Origin of the sequence: Peribacillus deserti (assembly GCF_016909175.1) — a bacterium.
Classification (GTDB): Bacteria; Bacillota; Bacilli; order Bacillales; family DSM-1321; genus Paraperibacillus; species Paraperibacillus deserti.
In genome coordinates, this window is the sequence record NZ_JAFBFI010000001.1 from 211,838 (window position 1) to 231,795 (window position 19,958).

Consider the following 19,958-nt stretch of genomic DNA (forward strand, 5'->3'; position numbering starts at 1 on the left):
TAGGAAGGAATATAGGAGAATTAGGTAACGAGGTTCTTTAGTACATGTAAAAGTAGGGAGAATTTCGTGGAAAATGTTCCTTGTTTAATTACCTGCCCTAAAAGTAAAAAAAAACTCCTTACAGGCTGGTGAAGGAGGTTATTTTTCTAATTCATCTTTTCAATTTTTTCAGTAAGATATATACCATCCAAACGCCTAAACAATCGATGACCACATCATAAAGCCGTCCATCCCGTCCAAAATAGAGCTGTAATATTTCTGTAAGGAAGGCGAGAGCGACTGAAACAACCACTGCGTTCCTGTGATTTCTAGTCAAATTAAACATTAACAAATCCATGATTGCAAAGCCAAAAAAATGTCCAAGCTTTACTATGATGAAATATTGATGAATGAGTGCTATATCAGTTAGATAAAAGAAGGAAATAAAATCAGGCTTGGCGACCCATGTGAAGGTGATCGATTGGTTCGTTAATAAAGCTCTTAAATTATCTGTCCACGTATGCAGCCCCAAAAACAATCCCCATAAAATAACAAGCAGCAGTTTACCGTTCAATTTCTATCACCACATCAAATATATTCTTTATATTATTTCATATTATCTTTTGGTCAGCCATATGAATCTTCGAAATTAAAAAATCACCTTTGAGCAGGTGATTTGGATACTACTTTATATAGTACTGCTTTATCTTTATGATTTTGAAGCTTCCGTTGGAGCCTGCTTCGGAGTTCAGGGTCAATACAATCTTTAATAATCATTTCAATATGAAGGGATTGAAAATGATGCCAGGTATATCTGAACCGATTTATTAGTTTTTTCAAAAGTATTTTCCTCCTAACATCTGTATAAATCTCAAGAAGTCGTAAAGCTAGGGACTTTAGCTTTTATGAAATAGGTGCTCGGAAGGAAGATTAATAAACTTCCCATTTTTTTCATATCTTTAATTGAGAACCTTGCATAAGGAGAGATTTATGTATAGAAAACGAAATGCAGCCATTATATTCATCGCTTTTGTTGTCGCTCTGCTGTTACTTATTTTATCTGTACGCATATTATTTTCGCCGGTTAATGGTGCTAAATCAACTGTGAATGATTTTTACCAGTATGAAGCCAAAGGAGAGTACTCCAAGTCGTGGTCATTCCTTCATCCTTTAATGAAGGAAAGATGGCCAAAAGCAGCCTATATACAGGACAGGGTCCATGTATTTATCGGTCATTTTGGAACTGACACCTTCACATTTACGATTGATGGCGGAGACAAAATCAAAAAGTGGAAAATGGCAAAAGGTATGCCGCCTTTCAAGACTGTCTATCAGTTTCAGGTTACCCAGCACTATAAAGGGAAGTACGGCAAGTTTAAGTTTATTCAGGATGTTTATATTGTAAAAAATAAAGGAAAATGGGAAATTCTTTGGGACTATAATCAATAGAAGGAACAAGGCCAGCTAAAGTTGGAAAAATAGCTTTTCAAAGCTTTACCATTAGACTGAGAATCAAGTTCTCTTTATAGGGTTTATCGCTATGCTTACATTCGATAAAGCAATACTGGTAAGAGCGCAATTAACCCTAGAACTAATAGAACCATACATACATAAGTAAGCCGCTTTTTCCTTACCTTTTTCCTATACATTTCTTCAGGCGTCAAGAACCTAGTCATCGCTGTTCCTCCAAATCAACTATCTGCCTAATGATTTATTATTATTATCGGAAGAATTCATACATTATTTAACATTATTACTTCTTTTGTCTAAAAACAAAAAAGCCTCTAGAAGGTCTAGGGCTGGAAATGAAAATCAATTGAAAGGAGTTCGTTCAAGCGGCAAAAATCCATAAGCTGTGCATAAACAAAATGGAGATATAAAGAACGAACGCTCCATACATGAGAAAACGAATAGAGAAATTAGACAGAATAGGAATCCGGGTTCTTTGAGCATATAAGTAGAGCAGACATATAGATAAAAGCATCTTAATGAGTAAAAAGAGGAAAGGATGCTGGTTCCAGAGGGCAGCCATTAATGGGTTGCCCTCTTGTATGTGGTGAAGCGATAATCCGAAGTATGTACATAAACAGTCAAGGGCATTTAAAATAGCTAAAAGTAACAGCAAGAATGAACCTCCTTACTTCCATTAGATATTTCTATGTTTGGATCACAGGCAAGGGGATATACATTTTTACATATATTAGAAAAAGAAAGCCCAGACATCTAAGGCTTTTTTGTTCTTTATATGAGTTTTATTCTATTCAGTGAACTTGATATTTAAACAAGTATACATATTTTTTAACGAACAATAATGCTAGTTTGAGTTCAATATAAGAAACCGTAATGTTCTGTAATTCTAATAAAATGGAAGTATTTTCAGTTATAATATCACATAAGTTCGTTAAAAAGAATTTATTTTAAATTTTTGTTCTTAATTAAGGTTTATCTTTTTCCTGAAAGGCTATATATTAATTAGTTCTTAATAAAGAACGAAACAGCCGGAAAGGAAGTGAGAAAAAGCCACAATGAAGAACAAAAAACCAAAGCTACTACATAGATTTATTAAATTGGCGGCAGCTATCGTGTTCATGGGGTTTTTCTTCGAAATAGTAACTCCTCATAATTCTCTTTCATCTAGTAATCTCCAAAAAAACCAAAATGAAAAACAAATCAGGAGTCCCGAAATAGAAAAGCCTGAAAGTAAATTACCGTTGGAAATTCCAGCTGTTAAGCAGCCTGAATGGGATTTAATCTGGAATGATGAGTTTGATGATTCCGCGCTCGACTTAAGCAAGTGGACGCCTGAAGATTGGGCAGCCACTAAAAATAATGAGCTTCAATATTACCTGCCTAATAATATTTTTGTCGATAGCGGATACCTGCACTTAACGAGCAAGAAGGAGAACTATGGCGGAAGGACATACACATCGGGAGCCATTCAATCGAGTCATAAATTTAACTTCCGGTATGGAAAGGTAGAAATGAGAGCTAAGCTGCCTGCAGGCAAGGGAGTATTTCCGGCCTTTTGGATGATGCCAGCTAATAAAAATGCCTGGCTTCCTGAAATAGATATTGTAGAAATGGTGGGCCACAAGCCTGAAGAAATATGGATGGTTCATCATAGAGCTGACTCGACAGGGAAGCTGGCAAGTGAGTTCACATCCTTTAAGGGGAAGGACTTTTCAAAGGATTTTCACACCTTTGCCCTTGAATGGTCGCCGCAGCATTTAATCTGGTCCATTGATGGCGTAGAAAGATTCCGTACAGATTCAAATATACCTAATGAGGAAATGTATCTGTATGCTAACACCGCCATTGGAGGAAATTGGCCGGGCAGCCCTGATGCTTCTACTATATTCCCTGTTTCCTATGTTATTGACTATTTCAGAGTATACAAGAAAGCGGGGGAAGATCGTCCATGATAACAGCAATAACCATCGTTTTATTCGTCTTATTCGTTGGATTTCAAGTTCTATACATCTTTATCCCCTTGTTTTGTGTGAAAAGTCCGGTGAAACCAAGCAAACGAAGTGAAGAAGCGGGGATTACAGTACTAGTACCAGCTTATAATGAACAAAATATCATCTTAAATTGCCTGCAGGGAATTCTTCACCTTGATTATAAAAACTGTGAAACGATTTTCATCAATGATGGTTCCACTGACCATACACTGGAGCTGTTGGATCAGTCACTCACATTGAAAGCGGTGCACCGGCTGCCAGCTTATAAATTGTCATATAACGAAGTAAATGCTGTATACCAATCTGAAAGATATCCTTCTATATTTGTCATAGATAAACATAATGGCGGCAAATCCGATGCATTAAATACGGGTACCGATTATGCGAAGCATGAGCTGGTGATTACGCTGGATGCAGATAGTGTGCTGGACCCGAATGCCCTTACCGAAATAAATGAGGCTTTCTTAGATGAAAAAGTACTCGCTGCCGGCGGAATGGTACAGATTACGCAAGGGTTCAGGGGGGATTTCAAGCGGCCCACACCTGTATTCAGCATCCCGTGGCTTATCCGCTATCAGATTCTGCAGTATTTAACGAACTTTTACCTTCATAAAACAACTCAAGCCAGACTGCGTTCCATCACTGTAATCGCAGGTGCATTTGGCGCTTTCCGAAAATATGCTTTGTTCGAGGCAGAAGGCTATCGAAAAACCGTTGGCGAAGACATGGATATTACTCTGAGAATTCAACGCTTAATTAAAAAGCGTTATCGAGGCCACAAGCTGCTGTTTATCCCTACTGCAGTTTGTTATACCGAATGTCCATCGAATTTCAAAAGCCTCTTCAGCCAGAGATTCCGCTGGCAAAAGGGCTTCATAGACTGCATATTCAACTTCAGAAAATCCTTCTTTAGAAATCTTGGCTTCTCGGTTTCCACTTACCTTTTATTAGATTCACTGATCCTTGGAACTATAAACGCTTTTCCTTCAATAGTGATTCCAATCTTTCTGATCTTTAATAAATCCTATCTCTTTGTGGTAACTCTCTTGCTCATTACGATTCTATTAGCTTATCAAAGCATTGCGGCCATGATAATCAGTACGAGATATGGAGTGAAGTACAGCCGATGGGATTATGTGAAAATTGCCCTCTTTATACCTTTTGAAATCGTCAGTTATCGGCTGCTCGGCATCCTGTTTGTTACGATTGGCACCATTCTTTATTTTAAGGACAAGGAAGGGTGGCATTCATCGGAGAGAATAGGAGTGAAATATCAGACGTTCAGCGAAGACATAAATCTACCGCAGGAAAAAATCGTGTAATATAGAGGTGGAGTTTTTGAAAAGAATCACTTTTAACTTAGGATTCACAATCATATTTACGTTAACTTTCTTTCTCCTTATTAATACCTTTTCGAATGTGTTGGTTCAGGCGTTACCTACAGAGGAAGCTCCTAAGCCAAAACCATTCCTGCCTGGCGAAAGCCTACATATTTCGTCCTGTCAGAAATGGTCAAGCCATATAAGAGATTTCAAGGTGAAGGATGGAGAAGAAGCCAAGCAGATAACCATCTTGCTTTATCACAGAATCATAGATGACTCTGCCATAAAAGATATCCATTATACAAAAGAAGGGGAATTATATCCGACTATTGTCTTGAAATCAGAATTCAAGAAACAAATGCAGTATCTGAAAGATCAGGGCTATACCACTTTAACTAATGAAGAACTCAAGCTATTTATTCAAAACCGGCATAAGATTCCTAAGAAAAGTATTGTAATCACCTTTGATGATGGCTTTAAAGACAATTACGAAGAAGCATACCCAATCTTGAAAAAACACGAGTTTACCGCTTTAAATTTTGTAATCGCAAGTTACATCACTAAAAACACCATGGAGTATAAAGAGGGAGAGGTTCAATATTTTAGCGCCTCAGATATAAAAAATAGCTGTGATGTATTTGAATTCCAGAGTCATACCTATAACCTTCACAAAAGAACGAAGGAGGGTGTTGCTTTCTTAGTAGATCGAGACCAGCAGCAAATCAAGGAGGATTTAAAAACGAGTATTGAAGTCATAAGACCTGTCAGACCAACTTTTGCCTACCCATATGGTGAATATGATAAGGAGGCGAGGAATGCTCTTAAGCAGCTTAATATTGGAATGGCCTTCACATCCGAATTTAAAGACACCGGACCGAATATCAGTATGCTCGAAATTCCTAGAAAACCGGTGTATCCGACTGATACTATTGAAGATTTTAAGAAAAAAATAAAATGATTACCCGTTTAAGAGGGAGTATTTGGATAGTGGTGCTTATATTATTATTGGGTATGATGCTGGCGGCGATTATAACTTTGCAAAAGTGGGATAAGGGAGGAGGGGAGTCAATAAAATTCAGCGGCTATGATTGGTATGTGAAGGACAGCGGCAATGCGAAATGGGGACCAGGGCCGAATGTTTGGAGCAAGGATAATGTCTGGATCGACCAGCAGGGACGATTACATTTAAGAATCACCAAGAGACATGGAGTCTGGACATGCCCCGAACTATATAGTGCTGAAACGCTTGGCTACGGAACCTACCGTTTTTATATCGATGGAAGAATCGATAATTTGGATCCAAACGCTGTCCTGGGGCTATTTACACATGATAGTCTTTCAGAAGATGCGAATGACGTTCATTATCGGGAAATTGATATTGAATATGCCAAATGGGGAAATGCAGGCAATAGAAATAATGCACATTATACGGTACAGCCATATAATAAAGAAGGAAATCTCCATTCCTTCCATTCACCGGCTGTTACGCAGTCCATGCATAGCTTTACATGGAAAGCGGATGAAATCACCTTTAATTCCAGTACCGGACATGTTACTGGGAAGGGGACGACCATACAGGAATGGCGTTACAGGGGAGACGATATCCCTGACAGTAAAAACGAAAGAGTTGATATCAATCTGTGGCTGTTTAAGGGGAAGGCACCTGCTTCCAATAATGTTGAAGTGATTATCCGTAAATTTGAGTTTATTCCGTGGACAGGCTCAAATTCCTAAATATAGAATGTTACCGCCTGCTGATCAGCGGGCGGTTTATTTTAGATACAAATAATCCACTTTATTTTGGCGGTTGTCATTTTTTAAAAAAGACAGGGTTTGACCCTGCCTTCTAATTTCATTAATCTGCTTCTTTAAGTGTTTTTGAATTTGGTAAATCCTTCATATATCCTACACCTGAGACATCGTAATTATCTCCTTGATTGATTGTGACTGTTATTTCATTTTCTTTATCTGCCTTATCATAACCATCTACATCCACTACTCCCATAGGGGTAAATTCAACACTTTTTACGACAAAATCTAAGCCGTATTCCCTCTTCATGTACTTAATGGCAACCTGTTCAGAAGTATCTAATATTTCCTGCTCCTTCATTTTTTCCTCGGTGCTGCATGCGCTAAGAATCAAAAATATCTGAAAAACAATGATTATATTTTTCATTAATTTACCTTCCACTGTTTATTCTACACGTATGAATGAAAATCACTCTAGAAGGCTGCTAATCTGGCTTAATCTATACTTTAAGTGTTTTTGGCTTTGGTGAATCCTTTGTTACCCAATACCAGAGATATCATAGATGGCCCACCAGCCCCTTGCGGTAATTCGTCAATCACCACTTTGGCCTGCAAGACAAAAAAAAATTACATTTAAAGGAGAGAGGGAGATACAGCGAAGATCTACAATGTGCAAATCTAGTTTTTACTTTTCGTTTTTAACTTCATTTATCGTTTTTGGTTTCGGTAAATCTTTAACAGAATCTACACCTGTAACATCATAATTGTCATCCTGATTAATTCTAACCTGAATTTCATTTTTCTTGTCGGCTTGATCATATCCTTCTACATTTACAGCGCCCATAGGACTGAAACCTACATCCTTGACCTCAAAATCCACTCCAAATTCGTCCTTCATGAATTTTATCGCTACTTGTTTAGACGTATCGAAAATCTGCTGTTCCTCCATTTTTCCCTCCTTGTTACATCCGGATAACAACAATATAAGCGTTACAGATATTATTAGAAACCGTTTCATAAATTTACCATTCCCCTGGTTTTTTTGTATACTTATAGTATAGAGGATGGAAGGAAGGAGGTACAATTACCATGAGCAAAGTAAAAGACCAAGTGTATTGGGAACTAAGTGATTCTGCCTATGATACTAAATACACAATTAAACGTGTCAAAGTTGGAAATGAATTTCAATACTGGGAACCAATCAAGATTAAAGATTTTATCTTCACCGACCAAACGGGTTTTAATGCAAAAGTCTATAAACTAAATGATGATATCGTTATCGCCTTTCGAGGTACAGAAAAGACACGGCTTCAAGACATTGTTACAGATGCCGCCTATATAGCAAATACGAAAGCAAAGCCGGATGTAGTGCTGCCTTGGTTAGAAAAAGTGGATAAATATGATATAACTGAAAAAATCGCAAAGGTCGCTTCTCGTATACCACATCCAGCTGCCCAAGCAGCTGCAGTAGCTTTACCCCATCTAAAACAAAATCAATTTGATAGCGCTGAGCAATTGGTAAAACAGGTCAAAAAAGAATATCCTAATGCTCATGTATCAGTAACCGGCCATTCCCTGGGCGGAGCCGAAGCTGGTTACACGGGAGCTGTATGCGATGTAGAAGCTGTAACCTTTAACGCTCCGAGTGTTGTCCATCTTCTCCCGGAGGACATGCAAAAGAAAGTAAAAAAAGAGTATTATGACAGACAGATCGTGAATTATGTGAATCCTAAAGATTCCGTTGGAGCGGGGGCCATTAATCCATATGAACGGCATATTGGCTCTACGTATTACATTGGAACCAATTTTGCATTAGAAAATGCGAATTCAACAATGTTGGGGAGGGCTCGTGATTCCTTTACTGGTCCGGCTCGACATAACCTTAAGCATTTTACATTTGACGCTGTAGGTAATATCAGCAATCCCTTACTGACAAATGCGCTTACTGGACATTTTGAATATCAGTCGCCACGCTTTGGAGGGGAAACGGCAACGATTGATGTAACACCCGAACACCTGGAAGACCTGTCAACTAAACTATTAGAAGCGGCACAAGGCGTAGAAGAAGCGACGACCCGGATTAAACAGCTTGCATATTCCTTGGATAGTATCAAAATTTATGCAGGTGTACAGAATGATGTTCTGCAGGAATCCCACTTCTTCTATTCCTGGTTTGATCATCAAACGAATAAAATGGCGAACGATATGAAAGCTGCTGCAGACTTATTTGTAAAGGCGGATAGATTGCCATGATGACTAATGAAAAAATCTTGGAGCAATATGCTGAATTAAGCGATTTAAAAGCTCTGGAAGCGGGCCAAAGCAAGTACGTCTCGGAGTTGCGTGCTGAACAAGCAAAAATAAAAGGCGTAATGGAACTCTCCTACTCTTGGAGATCCGGAAAAGGATATGAAGCCTTCAGTGAAGAACTAGAGCAGTATTTTCAGGACTTTGCATCTAAAATTGATGCATTACAAGCCCTGATTGGTGAAATCCAGTCAGCCATCCATGATATTGAAAGACGCATACAACGCGCTATGCGAGAATTAATGAATAATGTAAGCACATAAAAAAGCACTTGGCATGTTTAGCCGAGTACTTTTCCTGTTAAAGAAATTCTCTTTAATTGAAGTGCGCATCTTTGATTCCTGCCATAGAGCTTGGGGTTTAAGCATTCCAGCTCATAATAGTTTTATCTGCAGAAGTAATAGCTTGAATGCTCTCTTTTAGTGATTCAAAGACAAGATTTCTCCTGTCTTGGTTCGATTATTTATCACTTCCAACGCCTTCTACTTCAAAATCGTTGACGTAGTCGATCATAACCGTCATTTTATTTTTCTTGTCTCCCTTTTCATATCCTTCAACAAAAACATTCGTAAGTTCCTTGCTGGATGTAAAATTAACTTCTTCCACTACAAAATCTACCTTTTCTTCCCGTTTTAGAAAATCAATCGCTACTTGTGAAGCTACCCGCTTAATTTCCTTTTCATCCATTCCATCAACACTCCTGTCACCACACCCGCTTAGTATAAATAGAAGTACGAAACTCACTGCAAACAACCACTTCATCAAATTCCCACTTTTCTGGATTTTTTTGTATAATGTAATTATATCTCATTACAAAGAGGTTGCTTCAATTTACACACAGCTTTACATGGAAGCCAGATGAAATCTCCTTTAAATCGATTACCGGCCATACTGTTGGAAAAGGAATTGAGACCCGGTATGATTGTAAGGGGAGTCAAGGAAATCCCGCTTACTTTATAAGATACAGAGATTCTATTGGCCCCAGTTATGTTATTCCTTTTGGAATGAATTTTCAACTGATAGTCGAGGCATAAAGTGAAAACGAGCCAGGGCAGAATTGGCTGGATATCGAGCAAAATGGTAATGGAGGTTTAAAGAAGCTGCATATACGAGAAGAGCAAGGCCGGGGGCCTTGCTCTTCTTTAGGTGCGCCCGGCATAAGGAGTAATATATAAAACCTAATGCCTAGAAACCCTCCTTTATCCCTAATAACCAAGGTTTTTCATGAACTAAATGGCTAGGTAGTAAGTTGGGAATTATATGGTTAACTAAATCAACACTTTAGATAAACAATTCGTTTACAATCCTGGCTTATGATAGAAAAAGTGGTTAATGGAGCCACCTCATATATTGAAAGGAGAAGAACAAACTACATATCAAGCTCAAATAACTGTCAGGAGGAATTAAGAGTTGAAGAGAAAATCCGCCATAATATACTCTGCTGCTTTAACGTTTACCCTGTTGTTCTCTTTTCTGTTCGAACCAATACATACTCCTGCCGAAGAAACGAGTAAAAGTGATTCAAATTTGGTGAATCTCCAGCTCCTTGGCATTACCGATTTTCACGGATATCTCCAGGCGTATAACGACAAATCAAATGGCCAGATTTGGTCTCCAGAAGGACAGCTTTTTGTAGGCGGAGCAGCGTATAATGCAGCTCACCTGAAACGTCTTAAGGAAGGCCATAATAACTCAATCGTGCTCTCTGCCGGCGATAATTTCAGCGGCTGGCCCTTTGAGGTTGCTGCCCACCGGGATGAACCTACCATTGAATTTATGAATGCAGTCGGCGTGCAAATGTCTGCGGTTGGCAATCATGAATTGGACGAATCCGAGGACTTTCTATTAAAACACATAGATGATGGAAAGTGTTTTGGAAAGCGGGACATTGACAGCTGCTTTAAAGACTCTTCCGGCCAACCATTCGATGGAGCAGATTTCCCATTTATCTCAGCAAACGTCCGCGATGCCAAATCCGGCAAGCTGATCACTAAGCCTTATATCATTAAACAGATTCCAGATGGGAAAGGCCAAGACATACCAGTCGGATTTATAGGATTGACAATAACTGATACGATAACCGGAACAACGTCTTTTCAGGAAGGAAATCTTACAGTCGATCCTTTACTCGAATCAGCGAATCGATATGCAAAGGAATTACAGAACCTGGGCGTTGAATCCATCGTAGCTGTTGTCCATGAAGGCGGTTCCGCAGGAGGCTATTACCAGGGGTGCAGTAATCAGCGCGGACCGGTGTTTGATTTCGCCAGGGATGCTTCTTCTGCCATTGATGCCATCTTTACTGGACACTGGCATGCGGCCTTCAACTGTTCAATTGATGATCCAGAGGGAAATCCCCGGCCAGTCATTGAAGGCGCTAACCATGGAAAGTTAATCAGCGAAATCAGCCTTTCCATTAATCCATCTACAAAGGAAGTTGTCCGCAGTAAAACGATTGCAGTCAACCATCCTGTTACACGTGATGTAACACCAGACCAAGAGGTTGCAAAAATGGTGGAGTACTGGGTGGAACGTGGAAATCAGCGGTGGGCTGAGCCGGTTGCCAAAATCACAGGAGATCTAACTCTTGCCCGTAATGAAAATGGTGAAAGCAGTCTCGCAGATGTAGTGGCTGATGCCCACTATTCCGCTGGAAGGAAGGCAAGAATGCCCGCTGATTTTGCATTGACGGCCAGCAGTCCATTGCATAAAGACCTGCTTTATGCAAAAGGTACAAACAGTGCTGACCAGGATGGCCAGATCCTGTTCGGTGAAATGTGGAACGCCCATGGGTATGCAAACCCAGTCGTGGTCGTGACCTTAACCGGCCGGGAAGTTAAGCAGATTCTGGAAGAGCAGTGGAGAAAGAAAACAGATGGGACTGAAGCTTTTTATCCGCTTGCCGTTTCACATAATGTACATTACTCTTTTAGCAAAAACAATCCGCCCGGCCAGCGCATTGATCCGGCTGATGTAATAATTAATGGCAGAAGCCTCGATCTCGATAAGACTTACCGCGTAGCCGCATTAGCTTATTTGATCCGTGGGAATGACGGGTATCCAGCCTTTTTGAAATATACGGACCCCGTCCGCGTAGAAAGCGACCACTGGGCTTTCTTGAATTACTTAAAAAGACAGGAAGTTATAAAACCGCCAGAATTGAATCGCGTTAGTTCAACAAACTGAATGAATATGTAAAAAAACTGTGATGAATACATCATGGCTTCAGGCTTTCTCGATATCCTCGGGAGCTAATTAATGTTAGCTCCTTTTTTTCCTTTCAGTCACTGGACTATGATATTCTTCATCATTTTGCTTCCATTTTCATCTACCCACTTGACTGATGTAAATAGGTGTATGGTTATCATCTTTTTTCTTAGTTTCCAAAACCTTCACTATTCCGTTTTTTCTCCAAAAATAATATGACCATTTGTATCATAAGCTGTTACTTTTACTGGCAATTTAACTTTATCTTTGTGAAAAGTAACATACCAAACCCACAGGTTATCCCGAACGAAAAACTTCTTTGGCTGTATATCGCCTCCACTATGTATAATGATGGTCTTTACATCTTCATTGGCAAATCCAATTATCATGGAAAAATCCTTTTGGACATTATTTTTAGCTTGCCAGCTGAGCGGTCCTCTCTCCTGTTTCTCCTCTTTGAACTCCTCGAAATCCAACATTGGATAAATAAACTTTTCTATCTCAGTAAATCTTTTATTTGTAAGGATAGGAATGATTCCTGAACTGCTCTCGGCGAAAACTAAATTTGACTTTTTATCAATAAAAGCGATTTTTTTGCAATCCCCAAATTGTGAAGAGACTCTTACACAGATTCTTTCTTCAAAGGAAGCAGCAGGGCTAGCAGGACGTGATGCCGAAAAATAAATGACCACAATGAACCCCAAACAGAGTAAAGCAACAAGCAGTTTTTTACTCATCCCAACGCCCCCAATTGCTTGCGATTTTATATTAATGAGATACAAAAAAATTATAAACCATATGCGGTCTTTAGGGGATACATACGAACTTATATGTATATATACATTCGTACAATGTGAATATGATCTTTCAAAGAATAAAGAAATGAATGACTACCTTATTGTGACAAGCAAAAGAGTTCTATTTGTAGATCATAATCAGACTACGAGCCGGAAATTCAGGTATCAAACCATTCGGGATGTATCCTTGTTTAAAGATGGGGTGTTAGAAAGAGGGCTTTACATTCATTATGGCGGCAAGCGCCTGGAGTTCGATGAAATATATGATTCTGCTCAAATGAAAAGAGTAGGCAATCTCATTAAGCAAATGTCTGCTCAAATTTCATAACATACAAAAGCTGCTTTACAAGGAGTGTACAAAGTAAACAGAGAGCTGCCTAGCTCTCTGTATTAAAATTCTTAAAACAAGACAAGGATTATAGGCCAATCCTTTGATTATGGAAGTAAAATAAAGGAATTATTAAAACGGCATCCAGTTGGATGCCGTTTTTGAATATGTTAATAAACTTGTAAGCATTAGTTGATGTATTTGAAACCGATTTTATACTTATGACATCATTTACCAGTGGAAAACAGGCAGTATTAAGGTGGAGGATAAAAGTTATTTTAAATAGTTTACCAAATTTTCTTAAAATGTTGATTTTTAGAACTTTATTAATTTAGTTAAATATTTACTATAATTACCGATATTAGTTATCGTGAGATTGATTGGGTAATATGACATACGTCTAAACGCCCGGAAATATGAAAAAGGCAAACTTATCGAAAGGTAAGGACGCAAAGCTTTGGGTCTAAGGCATGAAATGAGTGCTAGGATTGCCAGGCCGCCGAGTAGCCCAATATTAAAGATGGCTATTCCATGCAAAAGGAATTTGCTGTCTTTTTTTGTTTGCTTTTTATAAGGAGGATGTAAAGAAGTATAAAAATTAATGAGCACTCTGGGTGAAGGAATGTAATGTTTTCACATTCGAAACAAAATTAAACAATTAAAGGAGAAAGTCATGCAGCCAAGAAGATTACTAACCGTCATAGCTTTAATTTTTACCCTAATTTCTGTTGGGGGGTATCAATGGCATAAATCAGAATACCCTGCCCTAGCCAAAGCACCCAATATGGAAACAGTAAACAAACCGTTTAAGGCAGCATCGGTGCAATTTAATCCGATCTTAAATGAAAGAGATAAGAACGTGGATGAACTGCTAAAAGTAACAGAAGAGGCTTTCAAAAAAGGTGCAAGACTGGTAGTAGCGCCTGAGATGTCCACGACAGGATATTATTACGCAGACCGCGAGTCGATCAAGCCCTTTGTTGATACAATTCCAGGGAAGACTACCGCAGCTTTTGAAAAAATAGCAAAGAAATACAATTCCTATATTGTATTTGGGATGCCTGAAGTAGATAAAAGTTCGGACCTTTACTATAATTCAGCTGCTTTAGTAGGGCCGGAAGGATACATTGGAAAGTACCGCAAAACACAAATGTGGGAATCAGAAACTCATTGGGGAGCCTGGGGGGACCTTGGTGTTCCTGTCTTTGATACAAAGCTAGGTAAAATAGCGATTAATATCTGTATGGACTCCGCCTATTCAGAGACTGCTAGATTGGCAGGAATTCAAGGTGCTGATATTCTTGCATTTCCTACGAATTCATCAGCTCAGGCTATTTCTGCTCTACCGGCAAGAGCCCAGCAAAACGGGATGTATGTTGTAAGTGCCAATCGATCTAACACTGAAAATGGGTTCCATATGATCGGCGGGAGCGCCATCTGGTCTCCGGAAGGAAAAAAACTTGCGGAAGCACCTGTGGTTATGACTCCGAAGGAAGATGTTAACGAAACAACTGTTACATATGCCACGATCGATCCAAAACAATACGAGAATGAAAACAAACAAATGCTCCAGAAAAGAAGGCCTGAGTTATATAAGGAGCTTATGCAGACAGTAGCGCCATGGGATTATACAAAAAATACAACTCCCCATGATATTACAGCGGCCGCACTTCAATACGAGCCTGTGATTGGAGATAAAGATCGTAATAAAGAGAAGATCACAAGCTTGATTAAGGAAGCAAAAACCGAAAATCCTGAGCTTAATTTAGTCGTTCTGCCTGAACTTTCCTTAACTGGTCCCGTTACCGGCATGGATAAAAAAGAGATTGGGCCGCTTGCAGAGGATACATCTGGAGAAACGGTACAATTTTTTGCTGGACTTGCTAAACAATATCAAGTATCTATTGTAGCCGGCCTTATTGAAAAACAGTCCAATAAACTGTTCAACTCGGCTATTCTCTTCTCGGAGGACGGCAAAATTGCGGGAAGCTATCAGAAGACACATTTAAACAAGAGCGATGAAACATGGGCAAGTGCCGGTTCGTCTCTTCCTGTTTTCAAGACAAAAGCATTAGGAACTATCGGTATTCTAGTGGGTGAAGATGCTGCATATCCTGAGGCAGCGGGTGTCTTAGCGGTTAAGCGGGCTGATATCATTGCCATACCTTCAGCATGGAATGGACAATACGGCGGTGAAATGGAGATCAATAAAATCGTATCTGCCAACCCATATCCAGAAGGTTCCATGGTTACCTGGGATGCAGTTGCCATTGGCGCACAAGCTTATACAGTAGTAGCAAATTATGTGGGTACAGATAACAAATATTTAGGCAGAAGCAGCCTTTATACACTTGATCCTCTTTATGCACTGGATCAGCCAGCCGCTGCATCCGCAGATAAAGAGGAGGCGCTGGTTGTGAAGTTTACAACCATTCAGCCGACAGCCTGGTTTAACCAGGAAATGCTGATTCTTTCAAGACAGCCGGCATACTTTAAACCATTGATTGAAGAATAAAAAAGAACATAGGAAAGGGCAAACATTTGCCCTTTTCCTTTAAGAAAGGCATTAAAAACATGAAAACTATTAAATTCTCATTTAAAGCTAAACTGCTTATCTATTCCCTGCTCCTCTCCTTGATTCCCATGCTGTTGATCGGATTTTTTGTTGATCATACCGTCTCTCAGAAAACAGAAAATGATTACATCAATTTTAGTGAACGTGAAATTAAACAGGTTGATAATTCTATTTCTGTCTATTTTCAATCCATTAAAGAAAATGCCAAACTTTTAGCAACAAACCCGGCAGTCCTTTCCTCTGATAAAAGTATTACTTCTTATAAACAGGAGACTGAGGGAGACTCCATTAATATGACTCCTTCTAAAAATGGAAAGAAAGAACAGGCAATTTTCAATGTGTTTTCTCAATTTGGCAAAACCCATCCAAATGCAGCCTATGTGTATATGGGCACCGCGGATGGAGGTTATATTCAATATCCTGAAGGCCCGACAACTCCTGGCTTTGATCCAACCCAAAGACCTTGGTATGGGGCAGCTGCTGAAAGCCCGGGAGAAGTCACTATGACAAGTGCTTATGCAGCAACAGGATCAGATTCGATTATTGTGAGTAACGTCGTAACTATTGAACAGAATGGCATCCAAAAAGGCGTCTTAGGCCTCGATGTAAGTCTCGAAGGATTAACAAACCTCATTAAGGATATTCACATAGGGAAGAATGGATATGTCATTCTTGCACAAAGCGACGGCACCATACTGGCACATCCGAAAAATTCAAAGATGAACTTTAAATCTATCTCTAAACTTAATATTCCAGGGTTAACGAAATCCACCAAAGATGGTTCTTTTGAAGCGGAATTTAATAATAAAGATTATGTGCTAAACATAGTCAGCTCTAAAAATGCAGGATGGAAATATATCACTGTCATAGAAAAGAACGAATTGTCGGCTACAGCAAACCAGATCCGCAGTGCGATTTTCATTTTAGGAGCAGTAGTGGCAATCATCGCAATCCTGGTTTCGGTATTCATGAGCCTGCGCATAACCCGCAATATTAATAAAATTAGTGATCTATCTTTATTAATGTCTAAAGGTGATTTGACCCAGCGGGTATCTATCAAGACCAATGACGAAATAGCTGCCATGGGTGAAAATTATAATAATATGGCTGATAACTTAAAAGAGATGATTACAAAAATCTCTGATGGCTCCCAGCAGTTGTCCGCTACCTCAGAGGAACTTGCGGCAGGTGCGATTGAAAATCAAACAGCTTCGAATCAGATATCCGGATCCATCCAGAGCGTGGCTGCAGGAACAGAAAAACAGAATGATGCAATGGGGGACTCTGTAGAGATTATTAATCAGATAGCCAGTCATGTTGATAAAATTGCGGAAAGTATGCACCAAGTCAGCAGCTTGATTCATTCGTCCGCAGAATCTGCTAATCAGGGAACAGATGTCGTAAATAAAACGGTTCAGCAAATGAGCGAGATTGACCTTCATGTAACCTCTACGGCAGATAAAATTGGTGAACTAAATGAAAAGTCCAATAAAATCAGCCAGATCAGCATGATGATTCAGTCCATCTCTGAGCAGACGAATCTATTGGCGTTAAATGCTGCAATTGAAGCTGCCAGAGCAGGCGAACACGGAAGAGGATTTGCAGTTGTGGCAGATGAAGTACGTAAATTGGCTGAACAGTCCAGCCAATCGGCTCTTCAAATTAATGATATTGTAGTTGAAATCAATGAGGGCATTCAGGACTCCATGAATTATGTAGATAAAGGAGCCCACTCTGCAAAAGAGGGCCTCTCACTCGTCAACAAGAGCGGCTTAGCTTTTGAGGAGATTAAAGATTCAGTCATAGAGGTATCTACAAGTGTTACTCAGGTCGGACAAGCTATGGACACAATGAAGGGCCATATGAAGAAAGTAGCTCAGCATATCGAAAGTGTTTCGAAAACAACTCTCGATGTAAACGACCATTCCCAGAATGTAGCGGCTTCATCTCAGCAGATGAGCGCTTCAATGGAAGAGATTTCAATAGCGGCTCAGGAATTAGCGAAAATGGCTGTGGAGCTCGAGGAAGCAATTGCGCAATTTAAACTGTAAGATTCCTTATTAAGACATTTAGACTTGATTAAAAATAGTCCTTTTAAAGGGAGGCAGGTATGGAATCTGTGAAATATGTTGTTTTTTTAGCAGGAGAAGAGGAGTTTGGGATCCCGGTTTCTCAAGTAATCTCTATAGAAAAAATAGGCGAGATTACCGAAATGCCAAATTGTCAGGACTTTATGGTCGGAGTATCGCTCTATCGTGAAAAAGTTATACCTGTTATAGACATGATTCGTGTTCTATACAAAAGAAGCTATACGAGTATGAATCCAAGCAATAGGATGATATTAATAAATATCAGAAATAGGGCTGTAGGGCTAATCGTAGAGGGAGCAAAAGAAATACTAGACATCCTCCCCGAAAATATTAAAAAAAGAGACGGAATTATTAGTCAGAATACCAATTATGTACAAGGGTTTGTATCAACGGATACGGGCTTAATAACCCTGATTGATCTGGAAGTACTCTTTGATAACTTAGAAAAAGTAGACACTATTCAGGACTATGCTAAGAATTAGTCTTAAAAAGAAATACTATGTTAGAGATCTGTTTGTAGTGGCTGCAAGAAGATAGACAGTTATATGATTAGGTAGGTTGTAGGGCATGAGCCAGGAATTGAGGCTCATGCCTTCTTTTGACTTATTTGTTGTATTTAGGTTGTCAATTACCTTGCTAGTTCTTGCTTAGAATGCAGAACAAGTCAAAGTCCTTACTTTAAACACACGAAACCCTCGATAACTCCTGCTGGAATCATCGAGGGTTTAAGAATCTATATTCTCGTTATGAAATTTCTGCATTATCATAATGGTACCGCCTTATACCAGCGGTACGTACGGTGGTGTGGGATGTCGGGGGTTGGATCCATTATTTAATGTGAATAGGTAATGTTTTTTAACAACAAGAATCTAAAGGCAAGATTGAGTGTAATAAAATGGCTGACAACAATGAATTAATTTATATTTCCAAATGCTCTCTCAAACGACTGGTAACAGTCTTCCTCTCTTCCTCAGGCACGATATAATAAAAGATTCCATTTACACGTTCATTCGTACCATTTATTTGAAATTGTTTAATATTTTTGCGGGCATCTCCATAATTCTTTTGAATATCTACCATCTGATCAAAGGTTAAGTTCGTTTTAAGATTATTCCCTAAAGCTTTTAGGATCTTATCATAATTATTTACAGTGGAAAGGCTCGCACCCTCATTTATTACAGCCTTCATTACCTGCCGCTGGCGAAGCTGTCTGCCGAAGTCACCTCTTGGATCCTGATGCCGCATGCGGGAGTATACCAGTGCCTTTTTCCCATCTAATTCAATAGGTCCTTTGTTAAAGTGATAGCCTTTATCGCTGAACTCCAAGTCATTATGGACTGTTACACCGCCGACTGAATCTACTATGCTCTGAAATCCTTCCATGTTGAGCTCAACATAATAATCTATGGGAATATCAAGAAAGTTTTCTACGGTTTTGATGGACATCCCTATGCCCCCATAAGCGTACGCATGGTTGATTTTGTCCTCGGTGCCTTTTCCGATCATCTCTGTTCTTGTATCCCTTGGTATGCTCATCATTTCCACTGATTTTTTAGTAGGGTTTACGGTCAGCACGATCATTGTATCCGACCGTCCACTGTCATTTTTACGCTGGTCAACACCAAGCAGCAGTACCGAGAATGGCTGTTGGTTTTCAAGGGTTACTGCTTTTTGCCTCTTATCAGACTTACTATTATCGATGGGACTATGCATGGTCTCCACTGCAGCTGCCAGGGATTTGTAAACTGAGAATATATAAGTTCCCCCACCTATTAGGAACATTAGAAGCAGTAGACTGACTACTTTTTGCCATCTTAGTTTCTTTCTTCTTCTCGATCTCATGGTAACCTCCCTATCTAAAAATGAATCTAGACTAGAATAACATGTTTACTAAGTTTTGCAATTTGGGTAAAACTCCAATTTTTTGCTCATGTTCTTTGTTATGTTAAGAAACTATAAATACCATGACAGGAAAGTAAATGCTTGTTTCAAGCCCAATCCACATTCTTTCCTTATTATATAACCCTCTCATTACCTGCAGCCTGGCTTTACACAATCTTTAACATGCCAACTAACTTGATAAATTGTTAGAAAAATCTTAACAATCCTTACAAATGATTTGTAAACTCTCAATATCCACTTC

At 39.3% G+C, this 19,958-nt stretch carries 21 protein-coding genes and 1 riboswitch; of the genes, 12 read left to right on the plus strand and 9 right to left on the minus strand.

The window, feature by feature from the left end; genetic code table 11:
- Nucleotides 1-151 precede the first annotated feature (151 nt).
- A complete protein-coding gene (locus JOC77_RS00920; protein WP_204537468.1) occupies nt 152-553 on the minus strand; it encodes a VanZ family protein in 402 nt (133 codons plus the stop codon).
- An 83-nt stretch (nt 554-636) separates the two neighbouring features.
- Nucleotides 637-819 (minus strand): hypothetical protein, encoded by a 183-nt coding sequence (locus JOC77_RS00925; protein WP_204537469.1) that lies wholly within the window; start codon nt 817-819, stop codon nt 637-639.
- Nucleotides 820-969: 150 nt separating this feature from the next.
- Here JOC77_RS00925 and JOC77_RS00930 point away from each other — a divergent pair, with 150 nt between their 5' ends.
- On the plus strand, nt 970-1,428 hold the full coding sequence (locus JOC77_RS00930; protein WP_204537470.1) for a hypothetical protein: 459 nt from the start codon (nt 970-972) through the stop codon (nt 1,426-1,428).
- Between the two features lie 95 nt (nt 1,429-1,523).
- Here the strand turns inward: JOC77_RS00930 and JOC77_RS21480 are convergent, their stop codons facing one another.
- Nucleotides 1,524-1,655 (minus strand): hypothetical protein, encoded by a 132-nt coding sequence (locus tag JOC77_RS21480; protein ID WP_275585033.1) that lies wholly within the window; start codon nt 1,653-1,655, stop codon nt 1,524-1,526.
- 155 nt (nt 1,656-1,810) lie between these two features.
- A complete protein-coding gene (locus JOC77_RS00935) occupies nt 1,811-2,104 on the minus strand; it encodes a DUF5658 family protein (protein WP_204537471.1) in 294 nt (97 codons plus the stop codon).
- 400 nt (nt 2,105-2,504) lie between these two features.
- On the opposite strand from JOC77_RS00935, the gene JOC77_RS00940 reads away from it, so the two are divergent.
- Genes JOC77_RS00940 through JOC77_RS00955 form a run of 4 tightly spaced genes read left to right on the plus strand, consistent with a single transcriptional unit; the run spans nt 2,505 to nt 6,496 of the window.
- Nucleotides 2,505-3,401 (plus strand): glycoside hydrolase family 16 protein, encoded by an 897-nt coding sequence (locus tag JOC77_RS00940; protein WP_204537472.1) that lies wholly within the window; start codon nt 2,505-2,507, stop codon nt 3,399-3,401.
- The gene (locus tag JOC77_RS00945) at nt 3,398-4,762 is read left to right on the plus strand and encodes a glycosyltransferase family 2 protein (RefSeq protein ID WP_204537473.1); all 1,365 of its coding nucleotides are present in this window, start codon (nt 3,398-3,400) and stop codon (nt 4,760-4,762) included. The genes JOC77_RS00940 and JOC77_RS00945 overlap by 4 nt, the downstream gene beginning before the upstream one ends.
- Before the next feature lie 16 nt (nt 4,763-4,778).
- The gene (locus JOC77_RS00950; protein WP_204537474.1) at nt 4,779-5,720 is read left to right on the plus strand and encodes a polysaccharide deacetylase family protein; all 942 of its coding nucleotides are present in this window, start codon (nt 4,779-4,781) and stop codon (nt 5,718-5,720) included.
- A gap of 29 nt (nt 5,721-5,749) precedes the next feature.
- Nucleotides 5,750-6,496 (plus strand): glycoside hydrolase family 16 protein, encoded by a 747-nt coding sequence (locus tag JOC77_RS00955; RefSeq protein ID WP_204537475.1) that lies wholly within the window; start codon nt 5,750-5,752, stop codon nt 6,494-6,496.
- A 121-nt stretch (nt 6,497-6,617) separates the two neighbouring features.
- On the opposite strand, the gene JOC77_RS00960 is transcribed toward JOC77_RS00955, so the two are convergent.
- Both JOC77_RS00960 and JOC77_RS00965 read right to left on the minus strand, forming a co-directional pair.
- Nucleotides 6,618-6,938: a hypothetical protein gene (locus JOC77_RS00960; RefSeq protein WP_204537476.1), complete on the minus strand. Its 321-nt coding sequence runs from the start codon at nt 6,936-6,938 to the stop codon at nt 6,618-6,620.
- A 258-nt stretch (nt 6,939-7,196) separates the two neighbouring features.
- Entirely contained in the window at nt 7,197-7,460 is a 264-nt protein-coding gene (locus tag JOC77_RS00965; RefSeq protein WP_204537477.1) for a hypothetical protein, read from the minus strand.
- Nucleotides 7,461-7,600: 140 nt separating this feature from the next.
- Between JOC77_RS00965 and JOC77_RS00970 the strand changes: the two genes are divergently transcribed.
- Both JOC77_RS00970 and JOC77_RS00975 read left to right on the plus strand, forming a co-directional pair.
- Nucleotides 7,601-8,764: a YqiA/YcfP family alpha/beta fold hydrolase gene (locus tag JOC77_RS00970; protein WP_204537478.1), complete on the plus strand. Its 1,164-nt coding sequence runs from the start codon at nt 7,601-7,603 to the stop codon at nt 8,762-8,764.
- Nucleotides 8,761-9,081 carry a hypothetical protein gene (locus tag JOC77_RS00975; RefSeq protein WP_204537479.1) on the plus strand — a complete coding sequence of 107 codons (321 nt, stop codon included), beginning with the start codon at nt 8,761-8,763 and terminating at the stop codon, nt 9,079-9,081. Before JOC77_RS00970 ends, JOC77_RS00975 begins: the two co-directional genes overlap by 4 nt.
- A 196-nt stretch (nt 9,082-9,277) precedes the next feature.
- On the opposite strand, the gene JOC77_RS00980 is transcribed toward JOC77_RS00975, so the two are convergent.
- Nucleotides 9,278-9,580 (minus strand): hypothetical protein, encoded by a 303-nt coding sequence (locus JOC77_RS00980; protein ID WP_204537480.1) that lies wholly within the window; start codon nt 9,578-9,580, stop codon nt 9,278-9,280.
- 648 nt (nt 9,581-10,228) lie between these two features.
- Between JOC77_RS00980 and JOC77_RS00985 the strand changes: the two genes are divergently transcribed.
- Entirely contained in the window at nt 10,229-12,004 is a 1,776-nt protein-coding gene (locus JOC77_RS00985; RefSeq protein ID WP_204537481.1) for a bifunctional metallophosphatase/5'-nucleotidase, read from the plus strand.
- Between the two features lie 209 nt (nt 12,005-12,213).
- On the opposite strand, the gene JOC77_RS00990 is transcribed toward JOC77_RS00985, so the two are convergent.
- A complete protein-coding gene (locus tag JOC77_RS00990) occupies nt 12,214-12,762 on the minus strand; it encodes a hypothetical protein (protein ID WP_204537482.1) in 549 nt (182 codons plus the stop codon).
- A 34-nt stretch (nt 12,763-12,796) separates the two neighbouring features.
- Here JOC77_RS00990 and JOC77_RS00995 point away from each other — a divergent pair, with 34 nt between their 5' ends.
- From JOC77_RS00995 to JOC77_RS01010, 4 genes are all read left to right on the plus strand, one after another.
- Complete coding sequence (locus JOC77_RS00995) at nt 12,797-13,150, plus strand: PH domain-containing protein (RefSeq protein ID WP_204537483.1); 354 nt, start codon at nt 12,797-12,799, stop codon at nt 13,148-13,150.
- 414 nt (nt 13,151-13,564) lie between these two features.
- Nucleotides 13,565-13,654: riboswitch (cyclic di-GMP riboswitch) on the plus strand.
- 169 nt (nt 13,655-13,823) lie between these two features.
- Nucleotides 13,824-15,665: a nitrilase-related carbon-nitrogen hydrolase gene (locus tag JOC77_RS01000; RefSeq protein ID WP_239558515.1), complete on the plus strand. Its 1,842-nt coding sequence runs from the start codon at nt 13,824-13,826 to the stop codon at nt 15,663-15,665.
- A 59-nt stretch (nt 15,666-15,724) separates the two neighbouring features.
- Entirely contained in the window at nt 15,725-17,776 is a 2,052-nt protein-coding gene (locus JOC77_RS01005) for a methyl-accepting chemotaxis protein (RefSeq protein WP_204537484.1), read from the plus strand.
- 59 nt (nt 17,777-17,835) lie between these two features.
- Nucleotides 17,836-18,297 carry a chemotaxis protein CheW gene (locus tag JOC77_RS01010; protein WP_204537486.1) on the plus strand — a complete coding sequence of 154 codons (462 nt, stop codon included), beginning with the start codon at nt 17,836-17,838 and terminating at the stop codon, nt 18,295-18,297.
- Nucleotides 18,298-18,733: 436 nt separating this feature from the next.
- Here the strand turns inward: JOC77_RS01010 and tagU are convergent, their stop codons facing one another.
- Nucleotides 18,734-19,657, minus strand: a complete 924-nt coding sequence (gene tagU, locus JOC77_RS01015; RefSeq protein ID WP_204537488.1) for a polyisoprenyl-teichoic acid--peptidoglycan teichoic acid transferase TagU — start codon at nt 19,655-19,657, stop codon at nt 18,734-18,736.
- Nucleotides 19,658-19,958 lie beyond the last annotated feature (301 nt).

Excerpts from the sequence above, each read along its gene's own strand:
- JOC77_RS00940 (WP_204537472.1), top strand. The coding sequence starts at position 2,505 with ATGAAGAACAAAAAACCAAAGCTACTACATAGATTTATTAAATTGGCG.
- JOC77_RS01010 (WP_204537486.1), top strand. The coding sequence starts at position 17,836 with ATGGAATCTGTGAAATATGTTGTTTTTTTAGCAGGAGAAGAGGAGTTT.
- JOC77_RS00975 (WP_204537479.1), top strand. The coding sequence starts at position 8,761 with ATGATGACTAATGAAAAAATCTTGGAGCAATATGCTGAATTAAGCGAT.
- JOC77_RS01005 (WP_204537484.1), top strand. The coding sequence starts at position 15,725 with ATGAAAACTATTAAATTCTCATTTAAAGCTAAACTGCTTATCTATTCC.
- JOC77_RS00980 (WP_204537480.1), bottom strand. The coding sequence starts at position 9,580 with ATGAAGTGGTTGTTTGCAGTGAGTTTCGTACTTCTATTTATACTAAGC.
- JOC77_RS00995 (WP_204537483.1), top strand. The coding sequence starts at position 12,797 with ATGAGATACAAAAAAATTATAAACCATATGCGGTCTTTAGGGGATACA.
- JOC77_RS01000 (WP_239558515.1), top strand. The coding sequence starts at position 13,824 with ATGCAGCCAAGAAGATTACTAACCGTCATAGCTTTAATTTTTACCCTA.
- JOC77_RS21480 (WP_275585033.1), bottom strand. The coding sequence starts at position 1,655 with ATGACTAGGTTCTTGACGCCTGAAGAAATGTATAGGAAAAAGGTAAGG.
- tagU (WP_204537488.1), bottom strand. The coding sequence starts at position 19,657 with ATGAGATCGAGAAGAAGAAAGAAACTAAGATGGCAAAAAGTAGTCAGT.
- JOC77_RS00970 (WP_204537478.1), top strand. The coding sequence starts at position 7,601 with ATGAGCAAAGTAAAAGACCAAGTGTATTGGGAACTAAGTGATTCTGCC.
- JOC77_RS00945 (WP_204537473.1), top strand. The coding sequence starts at position 3,398 with ATGATAACAGCAATAACCATCGTTTTATTCGTCTTATTCGTTGGATTT.
- JOC77_RS00930 (WP_204537470.1), top strand. The coding sequence starts at position 970 with ATGTATAGAAAACGAAATGCAGCCATTATATTCATCGCTTTTGTTGTC.
- JOC77_RS00965 (WP_204537477.1), bottom strand. The coding sequence starts at position 7,460 with ATGGAGGAACAGCAGATTTTCGATACGTCTAAACAAGTAGCGATAAAA.
- JOC77_RS00960 (WP_204537476.1), bottom strand. The coding sequence starts at position 6,938 with ATGAAAAATATAATCATTGTTTTTCAGATATTTTTGATTCTTAGCGCA.
- JOC77_RS00990 (WP_204537482.1), bottom strand. The coding sequence starts at position 12,762 with ATGAGTAAAAAACTGCTTGTTGCTTTACTCTGTTTGGGGTTCATTGTG.